Source organism: Cyanobium sp. Aljojuca 7D2, assembly GCF_024346415.1.
GTDB lineage: Bacteria > Cyanobacteriota > Cyanobacteriia > PCC-6307 > Cyanobiaceae > Cyanobium_A.
This window is the reverse complement of record NZ_JAGQCX010000009.1, coordinates 40,293-57,481: the sequence shown is the minus strand read 5'-3', so window position 1 is coordinate 57,481 and position 17,189 is coordinate 40,293. Positions and strand designations below refer to the sequence as shown.

The window sequence follows — 17,189 nt, the reverse complement described above, 5'->3', positions numbered from 1 at the left end:
CCCAGCGCAGAGGTTCCGCCCAGGCTAAAGAAGCAGGCCAGCAGGGCTTGATTCCTCAGAGGCCGGCCAGCTCCACCACTTGATCCGCAAAGGAGCCATAAGCGTTGGGGTCACAGGTGAGCAGGATCACCTGCAGGCCCCGCTCCACGGCGGTGCCGAGCATGCGTTTCACCAGGTCGACCCGATCGGGGTCCGAGTTGGTGAAGGCGTCATCGAACACCAGCGGCAAGCAGCCGTCGTGGGCCTCCTTGAGCACATCCGCCATCGACAGCCGCAGGGCTGCTGCCAGCTGCTCGCGCATGCCGCCACTGAGGGCTTCAAAGTCGTAGAACTCCTGGCCGCGCCGGAGCTGCAGGCCTTGGAAGCCCTTGCTCGGGTCATAGTCGAGGCGAGCGGCTTGGCCGTCGGGCACCAGCGGCTTGAGGTAGTCGCCGATGGCGCGTGCCAGAGGCTCGCTGTAGCGGCTGGATAGGTCTGACTGGGCTTCTTGGAACAGATCCCGCAGCAGCTCGTGGGCCTTGGTGAGCCGCACCAGCTGACGGTGATCGGCCTCTGCAATCTCCAACTGGAGACGCGCTTGCTCAACCGCCGCGAAGGGGTCGTCGCTGCTGATCGTGTCGCAGCGTTGTTTGGCGGCACCGCGCTGATCCAGCAGCTGCTCCTGCCTGTGCTGCAGTGCGTCGATCGTGCCCTGAAGTCGCTGTTGCTCCGCTTCAGCGTCCTGACTGCCAAGGCCTGCGCGATCGGCCTGCAATTGGCTCAGGTGCGCCTCCGCCTGCTGGCGTGCCTGCGCCTCAGCAGCGAGCTTGGCCGCCACGGCCTCGCGGCTCCCCTGCTGGCTGATCAGCTGCTCCAGCCGCTGCCGGCGGTCGCTGAGTTCAGCGTCTACCACCTTGACCTCGCTCGCTTCGCTGATCCGTTGGGTCTGGAACTCCTGGAGGGCTGAACGGGCAGCCTCCAGCTCGGTGTCTGCAGCGCCCACGGCTGCGCCGATGTGTTTGCTGGTGGCGTTGATCTGCTGCTGCAGAGCCTGCAGCGCACTGAGGGCCTGGGGTAGGGGCTGCTCCTGCTCCATCGCCAGGCGCACCGCCTCCAGCTCCTGCAGCTCGGCATCGAGTTCAGCGAGTCGCTGCTGCAGGGTGTCGTTCTGTCGCGTCAGCTCGCCGAGATCGGCTGGTGCGGAACCCAAAGCTGCCAGCTGTTGTTCCAGCCCGGTGCGCTGCTCCAGGAGTTCATCAGCCGCCGCCACATTGGCGACCTGAAGTGCGCTGAGCCGCGTTGCCAGCTGTTCCTTGTCGCTCTGCACCGTGTGCTCCAGATCCTCGAGCGCCTGGCCACCACCAGGGGCGATCTCCAGAACCACGCCATCACCCACCTGCAGCTGGAACACCGAGCTGAGCCGTTGCTCATCGCCCACCTGCAAGGGTTGGCCATCGAGGCGAACGGGCTGGTCGGCCTTCAGGAGCTTCACCCCGGCAGCCATGAACTCCTGGCGGGTCTGGGCGTCGCGCAGCTGTTGTTCCAGCCTGCGCAGCTCCTGCAGCGTTTGCTTGTTGATGCTGGGCAAGCCAGCCAGTCGCTGATCCAGGGACTGTCGCTTGGTGGTGTCCTGCTGCAGCTTGTCCAGCTCACTGGTCAGGCGCGTCAGCGACTCGGCTGTGCTGGTGCGCTCCACCAAGCGCTGCAACAGCAGCTGCCGCTGCTCCAGGCGTTTGCGTTGCTGGTTCAGGGTCTCAAGGCTCTGGCTCCGTTGCTGCTGAGCCGCCTCCAACTCCGCTTCTCGGGCCTGGGCCCCTGCGGCATTGGCTTCCAGGATCGTCAGCGAGGCCTGCTTATGGTCTATCTGCGCCTGCAGATCATCCAGCTGCTGCAGCGTTTCGCGTGCGGCCTCATGGCGCAGCCGGATCGGCTCAACGGCCTTGTGCGCCAGTTCGATCGCGGCATCGAGGCGACCGGCCGCTTCCGCCCCCTCCAGCAGGCCTTTCTGGCGCTCCAACAGGGTCGGCAGCTCTTGGGATTGGAGGCGCTCTAACTCCTCACAGAGATCACTCAACTGCTCACTCGCCTCTTCGTAGTCGGTGAGGCGTGACAGCGCCAGAGCCAGGCGCGACTGGGCTGTTTTGAGGGCTTCTTCGCGCCCGTACAGGGGCGAGTTTCTTTTGGTGCCCCTGCTGGTGAAGTTCTCGGCCAGCGCCTCGTCGATGCGCTGCTCCACGAGCTGGTCAAGGGCTGACTGTTGCACCGCAGCGCCGCCACTGCGCTCCAGCTGCAGGCGCAGCTGATCAAAGTCGTAGTTGCTTTTGCCAGTTGCCAGGAGGTCGTCTCCTGAGAGCCCCTGCCGCACCCAGAGGTGGGCCCAGCGGCTGGGGAGCACCGTGCCGGCCTGCCGGCTGCCGACAATCTCTCCAATACCCACCAGTTCAGCCAGAACGTCTTCTGCAGATGGTCCGGTGAGTGGCTTGCCACTGCTCTCTGCCTGCAGGCTGACCTGGCCGGTGCTGCCGCTGAAGCGTTTGCGCAGGGTCCAGGTGTCTCCCTTGGCTTCAAAGCCGATCTGCACCGTGGGCTGGCCCATGTGCAGCCGCGACTGCAGCGCTTCGACCGGGGCACCTGTGGCGGCCGCCTTGAGGAACAGGGCCCGGTGTAGTGCTTCAACCAGGGTGCTTTTGCCGGATTCATTGGGCCCACCGATCAGGGTGAGCCGGGGCGAGAAGTTGAGCTCCAGGTCGCCATGGAGACGCACGTTCTGGAGTTGGCAGTTGAGAAGACGCATGGCGGTTCAGCGAGTGGTGGCGAAGCGAAAGAGTTCACAGAGGGCGGCGCGGATCCGGCTCGCTTCATCGGAGTCGGGATCGCTCTCGCGGCCTAGGCGCTGCTGCAGCTGCTGGGCCACTTGGGCGATCAAGGGGTCTTCGCTGCGGGCGGTGAGCTGTTCCAGCTCGGCGGCTTCGGGGGCCTGTTGGCACTCCCCCTTGATGCGCAGACGCAGCAGCTGGTTCTGCAGGTCGTTGAGCCGCTGCTGGTAGCGGCGATGGCCCGCGAGGCTGAGGCTGCCGCTCACCTCGAGGCGCAGCAGATCCCGGGCCACCCGGCCGGCGATGCAGTCCTCCAGTTGGCGATCAAAGCGATCGAGATCGCCATCGCCGCTGAAGCGCATCGTGAGGTTGTGCCACTGGATCCGGCCGGTGGTCTGCGGTGTCACAGCGGCTGGTGCGCCCCGCTGCAGGTCCACCAGCAACACCTGGCCGCGTTGGTTGCCATCGCCCTGATCAAAGCGATCCGGTTCTGGTGTGCCGGGGTACCAGGCCTGGGCTGACACCTGCTTGAGGTTGTGCCAATCCCCCAGAGCGATGTAGTCGATCTGGGCAGCGGGTAGAGCCGTGAGGTCGATCAGGTTGTTGGCGCCGGCCTGCGCCTCTTCATCGCCCTCATAGTTGCGCCCGCCAAAGCCATGCACACCGCCGTGGGCGAGCACGATGCGCGGCCGATCTGTTGGCAGGGAGCTCCAGTCGAGTCCACGCAACCACTGGGTTGGATCGGTGTTGTCCTGGTTGCGCAGCAGCGGACAGGGCAGCACCACCGCTGATTCGAGCACAAGCGGCTGGCGCTCTAACAGCAACTGGAGGTTGGGCGCCTTGGTGCGCTGGTGGCGTTGAAAGTCGTCGCGGTGCCACACCGTGCCGGGGGCGCCGTGGTCGTGGTTGCCGGGAATCACCAGCACCGGCACCTCCATCTCGCCGATCAGCTCCAGCACCTCCAGCACCGCGGTGGTGTCAGGCGTGGGTGAATCGAAGAGATCCCCTGCCACCAGCACCAGCTCGGCGTTGTGCAGCCGCACTACGTCGCGGATGCGGCCAACAGCATTGATGCGCTCCTGCTGCAGCCGGAAGCGCTTTTGCTCGTCAGCAACCGTGCCGTAGGGCTTGCCGATCTGCCAGTCGGCGGTGTGGATCAAACGCATCGGGGTCGCGTGAGCTGCTGGAGGTCACTGTCTCACCGATCCCTGGAATGGGAAGCGTTTGTCATGCGAACGACGGGCAACCGGCCGGGACCCTGTGCATGCGATCAAGATTGGGCCAGTCCAGGGCCGGCCATGTCCGTACCGACACCCCAGCAGCTCATCGAGCTGAACACTGCGCTGTTGTTCGACCCTGCTTCAATCGACGACCACACAGTGCTGTCATTCCTGGCCGAAGGGGATCCCAGCCTGCGATTTCTCTGCCCACTTACCCGGGCATTGGTTCAGCTTGTTCACGCAAAATGTGATGCTGTCTCCGCGCAGGCGGCGCTGGACAGTTGCTGGCTGGTGGATGATTCAGCTGTCAACAGATCAGAAGACTGGGAGCCTGGTGACAATCAGGAAGTCGTCGAGTTGGTTGAGCACCGCCTGAATGTTGATTTTAAAGGGCAAACGATTCCATTGCTCTTTCACTCCGAAGCCGACCTCCTTTATTGTTCAGAGGAATACAAGGAGCATATCGTTGCTGCGACAATAGGGGATCTGCTTTCTGAGCAGGGTGACCTATCAATCGTTGCCTCTTCGCATCATCTCGTTGACTGGCTCACGGAGCATGCCGGTCCTCCAGTTGCGCGGCCGGAGGGAGAGGATGAGCCGCTGTGTTCGATTCGCTATCAACTCTGCAGGATTGGTGGCATTGAAGTTGAAGGCCCGGTAGTCGCGAACGGCTATCACGAGATCAGCATAGAAGGTCTTAATGATCACTATCAGCAGCAGAATGATGGCGAATCCTTCTGCTGGTTGCATGCTCTCGACGCTTCGCAAGCCGAGCAGTTGGACATAGCTGCTGCTGCGACTGCAGCATCAAACCCTCACGGTAGCGTTACCCCTCAGGCCTATCCTTCATGGGTCTCGCCAGAAGCGGACGTTGAAGCCTGTTGGCTCTCAGCTGAGCAACTGCAGGAGAGCTACGCCTATGGACGACGGTTACGGCCGGGGAATCGGCCGATTCACTTGGAGCTGGGTTGTGGCTTGGACTGGGGCCCAAGGCATGACAACGAGCAATGTCCTGATGAGGAGTTGAAAGAAGGGAATATGACGTTCCCTGATGAGCACGCACCTCTGATCAGTATTGCGATTGACTCAGAGGCGGGGAACATGCCCGATGAACTCAGACGACTGAGCCCTTACCTTCACAGGCTTGCGGAGATTGCATCAGTCGGCAAAGCCGATTGAGTTGCTCCACGTTGTTAATACTGTTGCTGATGCCGGTGGCTAAATGGGGGGATCCAACCACGATGGACAAACACTGAGCGCGACTGATAGCCACATTGAGTCGGTGGGGGTCGAGCAGGAAGTCCAGGCCTCTGGGCGCCGACTCACCATCGCTTGCAGTCAGAGAATGGATGGCTACCGGTGCCTCCTGGCCCTGAAACTTATCGACAGTGCCGATGCGTGCCCTTTCTCCAAGCACCCGCTTGAGACGGTTCACTTGAATGTTGTAGGGGGCAGTAATCAGGATGTCGTTGGGGGCAATGACGCCGTCTTCGGTTGTCATCTGTCCGTTGCGCATCTGGGCGCGCTGATAGGGCTTGCCGAGTAGCTGCTCCACCAACATGGCGATAGCCACCACCTCCTCATCGCTGCCGGTGCTGTTGCCCTTGTGTTCCACTGGCTTGAAGACCAGACCCTGATGCTGGCCGCTCCACAGAATTCGGTTGGCTTCGTTGGCGGAGCTTGCCTGCAGCTGCCCTTCGTAGAACAGCTCTGAGACCACGCCTGTCAGTACGGGGGGCATGCGCCAACTGGTGGCCAGGAACACACCGCGATCGGGTGGCACCACCGCCTGGCCTGACATCACGTACTCGAGGCAGCTGAGGCCGCTGTCGTCGGGGTGGGCTGCACGAATGGGTTGACTGAGCTGCTGTTGATCACCGACCACCAGGATGTTGCGGGCGCAACGGGCCATCGCCAGCAGGTTGGCCAAGGACACCTGGCCGGCTTCATCGATCACCAAGAGATCGAACGGCGCGTCATCGTGTTTGGCAAAAACAAAGACGGTGCCACCCACAACGTCCATCTCCGGGCGCAGCTGCTTTTGCAACGCACAGCACACAGCGCTATCCCGGAAGGCCTCTTCATCCTCCACACGGGCAGATGTGCCCATGCACTTCACAACCGTGGCTTTGCCACCAAGGCGATCAACTGCCTTTTGACACTGCTTCAGCAGGTGATTAATCGCCGGATGACTGTTTGAGCTCACCGCGATACGAAGCCCCTGGGCCGTCAGTTGCGCGATCAGCTCAGCAGTGACGGTTGTCTTGCCACTACCTGGAGGCCCTTGCAGTGAGAGGGCCACGCCATTAGCACTGGCAAGGTAGCCAGCTAGATCAGAGGCGGTGCTCGCGGGATCGCGTCGGGTGCGCGCATTGATCGGCTCCAGCTCCGGCATCCGCCGCCGCTCCAGGAGATGCACCATGGCTGCAGGAAGATCCGCACCCTCCAGCCATCTCTCAGCCTGGGCTGCTAGATGGGGTCTGAGGTGTTGGCTGATGTCTGGCGGGGACAACACCAAATCGCTCTGCTCGGGAATCGAGACCGAAAGACCGGCCTTCAGGCGTTTTTGTTCCCTGGACTCAGGCAGCTTCAGGATCACTAATCCAGCCTCCTCATCAAGGTCCGCGTCAAGCGAAATTCCCGCTTCAGTGAGATAAAGCGACAAACCAGCTCCATCGTTCAACTTGAGGGGCTGATCTCGATCAAAGCTGTAGGTCAGAAGCCGCTGACGGCTGCGAGCCAGCTGTCTAGTTTCATCGCCTTCGAGCCTGGCTGCGACGATGACTTCGGGATCATCGAGCCGTTCTTCTGGGGGCAGCTCCAGGCGCGCGAAGAATTCCCACCACTCCACCTTGCGCTCCCGCACATGAAAGGGCAGCAGCTGGCTCAGCAGACGTTGGATGCGCAGGCTCAGGCCTCGAGGGCCAGCGGCTTCCTCTGCCTCGCCGAGGGCAAGCAAGCGTCTGTCCACCTCTCCTGGCTGGATGGGAGCGGGGGTGACGCGATGCTGTTCGGGCAGCTCTTCCAGCAGGGTCTGTGAAGAGCGCATCAATGACTCGATCACCTCTCGATTGGCCCTCGCGCGCGGCGATTCCTCGACCGCATCTTCGAGCGGAGCGCCATTTGCACTCGCATCGTCCATCTTGGATGCCGATGGAAACTCGAGCTGAAGCTTCCGATGTTGCTCAATCAGAAAGTTATGGAGGCGAGCTGTCGAAATGCAGTCGTCACGGTTGTAGAGCTCGATCGCTTGCAGGCGAGGACTGCCATGCGGCAGATCACCAGCGATGGAAGGCTCGCCTGAGCGCAGCCACTCGGCGTATTGCACCACAGAATCTGCAGCTGTCTCAACATCACCTTCTCGCGGAGGCTGATACAGGCGCTCCACCTTCTTGATCGAATAGCTCTCGGCTCCCAGGAGCAGTCCTCGGCGCACGATGGGGTACAGGTCAACTAACACTCCCTTGGCGCGCCACTGGTCCATCAATGGTTCGTGGATTTGATGCAAGGCTGCCAGATTCCCGAGGGCCGTTTTCTCGTAGCTGGCGTAGTGGTAGACGTGAAGGTTGGGATGCCGCAAGCGGCGTTGTTCTACCCACTGGACAAAGCTGTCGAAGGCCCGCTTTTCCTCCGCCATGTTGTGCGCCCACCAGGGCATGAACTTCAAGTCACCTGCGGGATCGCGATAGCAGGCTCCAAAGAGATACTCGAGCTTCTTGCGCTTAATCGGATCGGGATAGCCCTCCATGTCAAACCAAATATCGCCTTCATTTGGGCTGGGAAGCAGGGCAAGGCCGCGCCCTTGCTCTTCGATGGGCCGCATCCGGAAGGCTGGCCTTTCATCGTCTGCTCTGGTCTCGACCTGAATGGCGGCCTGCTCGCGTAAACGTTGAAGAATGTCGGAGTTCACGCTTGGTACGCGGCTCTGCTCTGGCAGTGCAGCGAGCTTCTCAATGGTGTGAATGCCGGCTCTCTTGAGCTTGTCGCGCTGACTCCCGCTTAAACCTGCAACGAGGATCACATCTCTCTTCTTCTTTAGGCGTTCCTCAATAAACGGCTCCCATTGGCCGTGATCCCCAGGCGCATCATCTGGTTCCTGGCTGGAATCAAAGGCGGCGCGGAAGTTGCGGTAGCGCTGGCGCAGCTGTTCGTACCAGCTCCAGAAGCGCTCCACTGGGTAGCCGTGCTCCCCCAACTCAAAGCGACGCCCTCCGAGGTAGAGCTTGAAGTGCTCTGGCCGCTCGCCCAGGATTGGCTCCAGCAGTTCGCAGTAGGCGCAGGCCTGCACGAGGTAGATGGGTTTGGGGTGGCTGGAGAGCTTGCATTCGATCGGGATGTAGCTCCAATTCCCGAGAGCCGATGGTTTCTCGATGCGTTCGAGAAGGTCTGCCCAGCCGCGAATCTCTGCGTTTTTCAGGGCTGCCTGGTGGATGTACTGCCGGCCTTGGCGCATCGCGTCTTTGGTCTTGGCGTAGTCCTCCTCTTGCGGCGGGCCTTCCTTCTCAACCGGCTGATGGCGGTAAACGTCTTTGCCCTCAGCCTCCAGCCACTCCAGCAACACCTCCTCGTGTTGATGGCCCTGCTTGAACAGCAGATCATCCAGAGGGGTCGTCTCAGGCCGTTGCTCCTTGAACAAGCCTTGGGCCTTCAGCTCTTCCCACCAGGCGCCAATCACGGGGCTGCGGCTGAACAGGGCGAGTTGGGTGGGGGTAATCAGGCGTTCGGCCATGGGGCTCAGGGAAGGGCTTTGCTGGGGACTGATGACGACCAGCCTGCCGGGCGCCGGTGACGCAACGCGCATGGCTTGTGCGAAGGACGATGGCTGGCCGCCCGTGCGGCCCGTTTAGTTCAGGTCGCAAGTGGCGATGAACGCCAGCCCGCGGCTGAGCAACTCCTGCAGCAGCGCTTCTGACTCCGGCGTCGTGAGTACCTGATCACAGGCGGCCTCCTCCTGTTCGCTGAGCTCCACGTCGAGCTCTTCGGACCAGGCCACTTGATCGAGTTCGAAGCCAGCACTCACCAGGGCATCCAACACTTGTGACAAGGGAAGCCTCAAATGGCGAACCGGCAATGGCAGATGCTGGGCCTCCAGCCCCAATGGGCTGAAATTGGCGCTCGTGAAATCCAGCAGGGTGATGTGCAGACCCACCAGCAGCTGCCAGCGCTGGCGCAGGCTGAGTGCGGTGAAGAACAGGGGATTCTGTTGATACAGCTCCTGCATCAACGGCTGCTCAACTGCGCTGGCTGGGCACTGGTCGAGTTCAGTCAGCCATTGGGCGAGATCAGGGTTTGTCATGGCTGGCTCAGTTGAGGTCGACGCTCTCCAGCAACATGCGGCAGCGCATCAGCCGGTCGGCATCGATGGCCCAGCTCACGATCTGGGTGTGCTTGGCTTCGCTGTCCTCCTGCATCTCTTCCACAACGTTGTCGTGGAACTGCTCGAGGTGCCGCACGAGCGCCAAAGCGATCTGCTGATCCTCGTAGGCATTGGTCTCCAGCTTCTCGATCAGCTCCATCACCTGGCTCACCTTGGGGCTGGTGGGTTCGGCGCGCTTTTCGTGGCGCTCGGGCTTCTTCTCCTGCATGGCAATCAACTGCTCAGGGCTATCGGGAATGGCGACGGCCGGCGTGGCGGCGGTGTCGTTAAACGCGCTGCTGCGCAGCTCGGGATGCACACCGTCATCGGGATCCACGGGCTTGCCGGCCTGGAAGCGGTAGCGACCGTTGCTGGCCTTGGCGTCATCTGCGGAAGGGTTCAGAGGCTGCTCGTTGCTCGGGCTCATCAGGCTCTGGGCTGAACTGCAACCAGCGTTGCCGATGCAGACCTGCCGTGCTCCTGTGCTACTGCGAACGACGGGAGTGCTGACCTCAACACAGGACCTCAAACGCCTTCAGTTGGATCTCCATGGCGCTGCGACGATCACGGATCGTGGTTTGCAGAGCCTCGATTGCTGCTGAGAAGGAGGCCAGCGCGCGGCTGAGGGCCTGCAGCTGCTGTTCGCCGTTCTGCAGGGCCAGCAGCTCAGGCAGCAGCACGAGATCTTCACGGCCAGGCCCCATCCCTGTTGCGTTGGCGCAGGCCTCAAGCCGTTGCACTGCCTGGTCAAGGCGCATTCGCAACCGTGTCTGGAGCCCGGCCCCAATCCCGGGTAGGGCTTGAAGGCGGTCGATATGGGTGCGCAGCTGGTCGCCATTGCTCAGGCCATGGCTCTCCAGCATCCTCAGCCGCGCGTCCCCGAAGCCTTCGATCTGCCAGCTGCGCAGCGGTTCACGGCTGAGCTGCTCCCGCAGCCAGCGCTCACGGCCTTGGCTGGCGGCTTCACGGAGCCGAGCTTCTGCCACCACCGCCGGATCATCGCTGGCAGTGAGCTCCAGCAGCGGCGACAGATCGAGCGCGGACAGCTGGCGTTGCAGTTCCTGGTACTGCAGTTTTAGTGGGCGGACCTGCTCATGGACCAGGTCGCTGTTGGTGTGTGCCAGCTGCAGCAGTTGCTCGGCGGCGTTGCGGCGGTTCTCTTTGGCATGGGCATCGCCAAACCAGCCGCTGAGGCGGCTGCGCCACGACGTCTGGCGTCGCTGCACGAGCGCCTGATCCACCCAGTGGCCGGAGCCGCCATGGCGGTCGACCAGGGCTTGCAGCTCACGGTTGCTCTCCAGCAGCTGCTGGGCGATGGACTCGCGGCGCCTCAACAGCTCAGCGGCGCGCTGGTGGTGGCAGCGGAACAGGTCACGCAGGGCTGGATCCAGCTTTTCCCAGTGGGCGCTGGTGCTGACCGCCCCTGTGGTCGGCGCGGGGTTGGCGGTGTTGGGGAAGCGGCAGATCGGCTGGCCGATGCGCTGCTCCACCACACACCACAGGCAAGGTTTGCCGCTGGGGTGGTGGTGCTCGGGGGTGCGGCTGCAGGGCACCACCTGCCGATGGAGCTGCCGCAGCAGCAGTACCCATTCGGCGGCCGTGGGCCGCCACTGCGTTTCCAGTGAGAAGCTGCGCTGAAAGGCCTCAGCCAGCGCTGCCGACACCTCCTGGGGGGCGGGCCGCGCCGGGCTGGGCCGCAGGCCGGCGGGCACCACGGCGGCATGGGGATATAGGCTGCGCCGGATCTTGTCGCCGATCGGAAGATCCGGCTCAGCTGCGTTGATGGCGTTGTCGTAGGGGTGATCGTGGAGCAGCAGCTGATAGATCAGCACCGCCAGAGCGAAGTGATCGCTGCTCACCTCGCGCCAAGTGCGGCTTAGATCACAACCCACCAGCTCAGGTGCGGTGTAGAGCGGCCGCGCCACAGCGCAGTGGAATCGTTGTCCATCAGTGCCCTGGATCTGGAAGCTGTCGCTGTCGAGCAGCACCGCCCGCCAGCCGGCGGGAGCAGCGGCCTGGCTGAACAGCACGTTTTCTGGATTCAGATCACCGATCACCACCCCCTCGGCGTGCAGCGCCGCCACCGCTTCTGCCAGCAGCAGCGCCGCCAGCACCGCATCGCGCCAGGTGAAGCGGCGCAGGCGCTGCAGTTCATCGAAATTGAACAGCCGTGCCGCCGACAGGCTGCTCTCCGGCGGGATGCAGGGCATCACGTAGCCGGCAGCCTCCGCCCGGGCACCGCTGCGCCAGTGGTGCAACACGGCCTGCGGCAAGGTGGCGTAGCTGGCGCAGGCCGGCGGGAGCTGGCGCAGGGCCTCCAGCCGTTGCAGATCCACGCTGCGCAGCAGCTTCACTGCCACTGGAGTCCCGCCCAGGCTGGCGCGAAACACCTGGCCCTGGCCGCCGGCTCCGAGGCGTGCACCGCTTTGCAGACGCAGGCTGAGGCGTTCGCCGCTGTCGGTGATGAACGGCTGCTCCATGGTCAGCGACTGGCGATCACCAGCGTGCGGTCGTCGTCGGACAGCTGCGCAAGGCCTGGATCCGCCAGCGAGCGGGCTAGCCAGGCGGAATAGCTGCGGGCGCCATGGCGGCGGCGATGCTCGTTGATCACCAGATCAGCGAGTGCTGCATTGGCCTGCAGCTGATCGCAACCGGGGCGGGCGGGGCCGAGGAACGCGCTTTCGAGGCCATCGGAGAAAGCCAGCACCGCTTCCACTTCTGCCGCCGGCGCCTGCCAGAGCTGGAAGCTCTCGATCGGTATGTGACGCCGTAGAAAGGTGGTCTGATTGGCGTAATCCCCTTTGGCAGGCGGCAGCGGACAGCGCCACTGCCCGCCCTGGCGAACCAGCAGGGTGGAATCGCCCACCTGCAGCACGATCAGCCGGCGCCGATCCCAGCAGCAGGCCAGCAGGGTGTGATCCAGCAGGGGCACAGGGCCCCGGCGCTGAAGCAGGCGGTTGTGGAACTGCTGCAGTAAGTGTGGATCGGGGCAGAAGCGCAGCTTGCGGCGCAGGCGCACCAGCGCCAACCAACCAGCGCGGGCGCTCGCGAGAGCAGATCGGGCGACGGCGGTGCTGCCGCCGGCACCATCGCAGAGCACAAAGCCACTGAGCCCGTAGGTCTGACGCGGCAGAAGCAGGGCGTCGCAGCAGGGCTGATCCAGCGCGGCATGGCGTTCACCACGGTGCTGGGCGCCGCTGAAGCGCGGGACGCTGATCACAGCACCCACCCGTCGTACACATCGTCGCCAACGCGCGGATCCACCAGCTGCACGCGATCACCGGGGGCGGATTGCGAGACGCGGCTGAGGCTGGCCGACAGCCACAGGAACATCTCCTCGAATTTGAGGTTGTCGAGATCGAGACAGCGCCCCTTGAATGGGCGGCTCAGGTCATCAAGCACAGCGCGGCCGCGGGGTGACACATTCACACCAACGGTGAACAGGGTGAATTTCTGCTCCTGCGCCGCCAGTTCCAGCGGAGGGATCAGTGACTTGTAGCCATTGGAGCCGTGACCGTCTTCGTCGGTGGGCTCGCCATCGGTGAGCAGGAAAATCCAGGGGCGGTAGTAGCTGATGCCCTGCTGCTGATAGCTGTGCTTGCGCTCAGTGACCTTCAACATGGCCAGCTCAAGGGCCTGGCGCATGGGCGTGGAACCGCAGGCCTGCAGCTGCAGCGATTCGTTCTCGCTCAGGGGGGCGAAATCGCGCTCCAGCTGCACCGGCCCGAAGCTGATCACAGCGAGATCAACGCTCTGGGCTGCCACCGGACTGCGCAGGATGTCCTGGCGGAACGCATAAAAGCCGGCGTTCAGGCGACGGATTTTTTCGCCCGCCATCGAATAGGAGCGATCGAGCAGCAACACACATGGGGTACGGCGCTGGCGGTTGACCAGCAGGCTGCGGGCCTCAGGGTTGTCGAACAGCATCAGGCGTTGGAATGGATGCAAGCAGCCTCGCGGCTGAACACGGCGTGCAGTTGGCGTGCCGTGCGAACGACGAGCAAGGGCACGGTTGGGTGAGGCAACACCAGGCCACAAGGCTCACAACGCCTGGTGAGGCGAGGGCTCAATGCCCAGTGCGATGGCTGCTTGAAGCCCAGCACCTTCGATTCAATGGATCGCTCAGCACAGCTCAGGGAACTGAGCGCGTATCTCGGGGCCGCGCTGGAACATCACATGGGCGGCAACACCAGCCAGCCGCTCCACTTCCACGCGAAATCCATAGCCATGGTGCATGTTCATGGCGTGCGCGGCTTCGTGGATCAGGATCTTGAGGCTCTCTGCACCGAGAGGTTCCAGCCAGAAGCAGGGCTGATCGATCGCCAAGGTGAGGACGTTGGTCGCGCTCCAGTGGGCATAGAGGCTGCGGCTGCCATCATGATTGCGGGTTAATTGACCACGCACCCGCTGTTGGCGGACTGGCCCGTGGTCCACCAGCTGCTGGCAGAACCAGATCGCAAAGTCAAGGCACCGCTGAACGCGCGCGACGCCGCCTTGCTGCTTAATCAGTTGGAGCCGTTCATCGGCTGCGTGGACGGCTGACCGCACCGAAAAGCCATCGTCGCCGGCTTGTTCAGCCTTGCGGAGCTCATCGCGCCGAACCACCTCCTGAGCTGAGGGCACATGCAGCTTGAGCATCTCCCGAAAGCCGCCACTGGCCTGGGCCGTATTGACAACCTGAATCCCTAAATCACGGGCGTCTTCATCGAAATGCCGGGCACCCATGCGGGGGACAGACCGTGCGATGTTGTCGCCAAAAGCCCTCGCCAGGATCTGCTGCTGCACCTCCGTCGCGCAACGCCGCCCAGCGGTCCCCACCCAGTCGTCCTTCACGGTGGAGGCATCCATCTCCTCCAACAGCGTGGGTAGGCAAGCCACATGCAGCTTGGCGGGATAGCCGGAAGCCACCGCATCGCGGTTGGGGTTCATTGGCACCCGCTGCTGAATATCGCAGTGGTAGGCCAGGCTCCAATCGAGGGCCGCTACCGGGATCCCCATCTCATAGATGGTGGGTTGCTCGTGCTCGGCCGTGGGTACCAGGTGAATGGTTGTGCGCCGGCTGGGTTTCTTCCAGCTCTGGCTGGTTGGGTCGTAGACCTCGGTACTCAAGTTGGCGCTGATGACGTGCCTGATCTGGCGCATGGGGATGGGTCGTCCATTGATCTTCAGCTCCACCCCTGCTGGCACTAGGAAGCGTGAGAAGTAGTCATCCAGCTGGGTGCTGATCTCCGCGGGCCATGGCATCTGCATGTGCACCTGCGTGCCGTTGACGGGGGCGGGCAGAGAGGATTGCCGGCTGATGCGTTCCCCTTGATCGCGGAGGAACTCCAATTGCTGGTGGCCACTGACCACCCGTGCCTGCTCAGCGATGCAGAGCGCTTCCTTAAAACCGCGCCCGAAGCGTCCTCGTTTGAGATGGCTATCGATCTTGTGGGTGAGGTAGACGACGCGTAGATCGGCGAGCTCCTCAATACCCGAGCCATTGTCTGTGCAACTCACCAGGACGTGGTCGGCCCTGGGTTCATAGCGGAGCTCAATCTGCCCCGCTTCTTGCTCTGTGAGCGAATCCAGGGCGTTCTGCACAAGCTCCTTCACCAGGTGCTCGGGTGGCCGCGCCGCATTCATGGCCGCGAAACCTTCGGTGCTGATGGCAAGCCAGCCCTGGGACTGCGTCTTCATCGGGGATGATGTGGTGATGGAGTGATGGGTGGGAAGGGCTGTCAGCTCTGTGGCGCGTCAGCGTCCCACGCCGCGTCATCGGTGCCATTCCAGACAGCCTCGGCATCGCTGATCGACTTGCGCAACGCCAAGGGCTGCCAACCGATGCAACGGGCTTCCAAATCGATGCGCCGCCCGCAGTGGGTCCAGATCGGCAGAGGCTCAAGCGTGGGACCACAAGGCAACCACTCGCCATCGAAGACGTCATCAAAGGGGCTGGCGGTGGCCAGGATCTGATCGAGGAGGAGGCTGCTCATGTCGAAGGGCTCAACGCGATGAACCCAGCTTCTGCGGGCTGATCAGCCTGATCCGGGCGCCTCCTGCGAACGACGGGCCCAGCAGCGTCTCTGGAGAGTCGCCATGACTGGTGATTCGCAGGAGGAGGTCCTCAGCGCGATGGCACTGGCGTTGGGATGTACAGGTCGTTCAGTCGAACCAAGACACCATGAAATGCCGCGTCACCTGCTGGGTTGCGGGGAAGGTCTTCACGGTTGACTGCTATGCAGCCAACTATGCCGAGGCCCGCGAAGTGGCCAAGGCACAGCACCCCAATGCACGCATTCTCAGCGTAAACGCTGTTTTCCAATGAACAGCTCAATGATGTTGCTTGCATTATTTGCCACAGGCCTGGGCGTTGGCTATTCGATCGAGCGTGCCGAGCAGGGAGCTCCATTGGTGTCGTTCACCCCGAGGCGTGATCCAGTCTGGCTGCGAGATCTCGATCCCGCCTACCAAGACCTTGCGAGCGTGATGAAGAAGAAGGGCTTCACAATTGATGAAAATGCGACAATCTGCAAGCAGCTGGATATTGTGGGGTACTACTACTGGGGGCACCGCACTATCAAGATTTGCACCGATAGCATTGCCAAGCTCAATGGCGACCCATCGGCCTTTCGATTGCTGCTGCAACAAACCCTGGCCCACGAAGCTGTCCACGTCGCGCAAAGCTGCCGCCAAAGGCTCAGTGGTAAGCCAAGCCTTGAACTTGCGGCTTCCAGGCTCTATAGCTTGCCGCCATCTGTCAGATCTGACATTCAGAAGTCGATTGCCTCCAATCGCACCAATCATCCACGATCCGTTCAGTGGCGTATCGAGGCTGAAGCGTGGGCCATGGAAGACACGCCTGATCAGGTCATTGCGGCCCTGCAACGGTTCTGCAGATGACTGCAATGGCCTGGTCTTGCAGGGCAGGTTTCAACCCTTAGGGCTTTGAGCGCTGCCTCCACATCCAGCAGTCAAGCAGGGTGTTGGGGTTGGGCCATTTGGCCGACGGGTCAAAACCCATGTGCCGATAGAAGCGACGGGCTGCAGCAAAAGCGGCATGCACGAGGTTTCCACCCACGCCGATCTCCTCCCTGACCTGCAGAACCTGCCCTGAGCAATGCGGCACACGGCGAGCCGCACCAGCACCACTGCCAGTGCGGCGCAGATCGGGTTGTCGCAGCCGAGCGTCAGCCGCCTACCTCATTGTCGTCAAATATTCCCGGTGATCCAATCTGCAAGCGCTACGGCCATACCCCCTGGCTGCAGTTGCAGCTGCAGCTGGAGGGAACGGATGTGGCCATGCCGTTTCGTCTGCTGCCCGACCCCAACGGCCAGCCTCTGTGAGGGCTGAGCGCCAACGATCCCCCAAGCCAGATCATCAAAGATGAAGGCTGGTGAGAAGCTCTTCCATTGAGAAGCCGAGCTGGGCAGCTACGTCCTTGAGGATCTGTCGCAAGGTGCCAACCCTCAGCGGCTTGTGAGCAGGAATGGTGAGGTGCTGCTGCGCGGCGCCAGAACTTCGGGACAACCGCATGTGACTGCCCGTTTGGCGGTTCAGCGCATAGCCATGGCGGTGAGGGTGCTCGGCCAGTAGCTGGCCATTGACGTCTCGCGGGATTCTCACAGGGCTAGCAGTTCCTGCTTCACGTGATGGAGACGGATCAATGGCGGCGCCTGGCCTGGATCGAAGTGGCAGAGGACGGCGTCCCGGATCTCCCGGTGGAGTTCCTCGACCGTCTCGGCCTCGGTATGGATCGCAGCGGCAGCGGCGCTGGCCCGAAAGGAACCGTCCTCAGCTTCCTCCACCACGAAAAGAATTTCCTGCATGGCCACCTT

At 62.6% G+C, this 17,189-nt stretch carries 15 protein-coding genes; 3 read left to right on the top strand and 12 right to left on the bottom strand.

Features of this window, described 5'->3' with window-relative positions; genetic code table 11:
• Positions 1 to 55: 55 nt before the first annotated feature.
• Complete coding sequence (locus tag KBY57_RS10375) at positions 56 to 2,773, bottom strand: AAA family ATPase (RefSeq protein ID WP_254995776.1); 2,718 nt, start codon at positions 2,771 to 2,773, stop codon at positions 56 to 58.
• 6 nt (positions 2,774 to 2,779) lie between these two features.
• A complete protein-coding gene (locus tag KBY57_RS10370) occupies positions 2,780 to 3,961 on the bottom strand; it encodes an exonuclease SbcCD subunit D (protein ID WP_254995774.1) in 1,182 nt (393 codons plus the stop codon).
• Positions 3,962 to 4,093: 132 nt separating this feature from the next.
• Between KBY57_RS10370 and KBY57_RS10365 the strand changes: the two genes are divergently transcribed.
• Complete coding sequence (locus KBY57_RS10365; RefSeq protein ID WP_254995773.1) at positions 4,094 to 5,194, top strand: hypothetical protein; 1,101 nt, start codon at positions 4,094 to 4,096, stop codon at positions 5,192 to 5,194.
• Here the strand turns inward: KBY57_RS10365 and KBY57_RS10360 are convergent.
• From KBY57_RS10360 to KBY57_RS10325, 8 genes are all read right to left on the bottom strand, one after another.
• A complete protein-coding gene (locus tag KBY57_RS10360; protein ID WP_254995771.1) occupies positions 5,130 to 8,744 on the bottom strand; it encodes a TM0106 family RecB-like putative nuclease in 3,615 nt (1,204 codons plus the stop codon). The genes KBY57_RS10365 and KBY57_RS10360 overlap by 65 nt on opposite strands.
• Positions 8,745 to 8,858: 114 nt before the next feature.
• On the bottom strand, positions 8,859 to 9,311 hold the full coding sequence (locus tag KBY57_RS10355; protein ID WP_254995770.1) for a hypothetical protein: 453 nt from the start codon (positions 9,309 to 9,311) through the stop codon (positions 8,859 to 8,861).
• 7 nt (positions 9,312 to 9,318) lie between these two features.
• A complete protein-coding gene (locus tag KBY57_RS10350; protein WP_254995769.1) occupies positions 9,319 to 9,798 on the bottom strand; it encodes a hypothetical protein in 480 nt (159 codons plus the stop codon).
• 85 nt (positions 9,799 to 9,883) lie between these two features.
• Positions 9,884 to 11,851, bottom strand: a complete 1,968-nt coding sequence (locus KBY57_RS10345; protein WP_254995768.1) for a protein kinase domain-containing protein — start codon at positions 11,849 to 11,851, stop codon at positions 9,884 to 9,886.
• A gap of 2 nt (positions 11,852 to 11,853) precedes the next feature.
• Positions 11,854 to 12,600 carry a protein phosphatase 2C domain-containing protein gene (locus KBY57_RS10340; protein ID WP_254995767.1) on the bottom strand — a complete coding sequence of 249 codons (747 nt, stop codon included), beginning with the start codon at positions 12,598 to 12,600 and terminating at the stop codon, positions 11,854 to 11,856.
• Positions 12,588 to 13,298 carry a vWA domain-containing protein gene (locus tag KBY57_RS10335; RefSeq protein ID WP_254995766.1) on the bottom strand — a complete coding sequence of 237 codons (711 nt, stop codon included), beginning with the start codon at positions 13,296 to 13,298 and terminating at the stop codon, positions 12,588 to 12,590. The genes KBY57_RS10340 and KBY57_RS10335 overlap by 13 nt, the downstream gene beginning before the upstream one ends.
• Before the next feature lie 195 nt (positions 13,299 to 13,493).
• Positions 13,494 to 15,050: an ATP-binding protein gene (locus KBY57_RS10330; RefSeq protein ID WP_254995765.1), complete on the bottom strand. Its 1,557-nt coding sequence runs from the start codon at positions 15,048 to 15,050 to the stop codon at positions 13,494 to 13,496.
• Positions 15,051 to 15,091: 41 nt separating this feature from the next.
• Complete coding sequence (locus tag KBY57_RS10325; RefSeq protein WP_254995764.1) at positions 15,092 to 15,346, bottom strand: hypothetical protein; 255 nt, start codon at positions 15,344 to 15,346, stop codon at positions 15,092 to 15,094.
• A gap of 328 nt (positions 15,347 to 15,674) precedes the next feature.
• Between KBY57_RS10325 and KBY57_RS10320 the strand changes: the two genes are divergently transcribed.
• Positions 15,675 to 16,253, top strand: a complete 579-nt coding sequence (locus KBY57_RS10320; RefSeq protein ID WP_254995763.1) for a hypothetical protein — start codon at positions 15,675 to 15,677, stop codon at positions 16,251 to 16,253.
• A 303-nt stretch (positions 16,254 to 16,556) separates the two neighbouring features.
• Positions 16,557 to 16,697: a hypothetical protein gene (locus KBY57_RS10315; protein ID WP_254995762.1), complete on the top strand. Its 141-nt coding sequence runs from the start codon at positions 16,557 to 16,559 to the stop codon at positions 16,695 to 16,697.
• A 34-nt stretch (positions 16,698 to 16,731) separates the two neighbouring features.
• On the opposite strand, the gene KBY57_RS14375 is transcribed toward KBY57_RS10315, so the two are convergent.
• The gene (locus KBY57_RS14375) at positions 16,732 to 16,977 is read right to left on the bottom strand and encodes a type II toxin-antitoxin system HicA family toxin (RefSeq protein ID WP_409996439.1); all 246 of its coding nucleotides are present in this window, start codon (positions 16,975 to 16,977) and stop codon (positions 16,732 to 16,734) included.
• Complete coding sequence (locus tag KBY57_RS10310; RefSeq protein ID WP_254995761.1) at positions 16,974 to 17,180, bottom strand: 2-oxoisovalerate dehydrogenase E1 subunit beta; 207 nt, start codon at positions 17,178 to 17,180, stop codon at positions 16,974 to 16,976. The genes KBY57_RS14375 and KBY57_RS10310 overlap by 4 nt, the downstream gene beginning before the upstream one ends.
• Positions 17,181 to 17,189 lie beyond the last annotated feature (9 nt).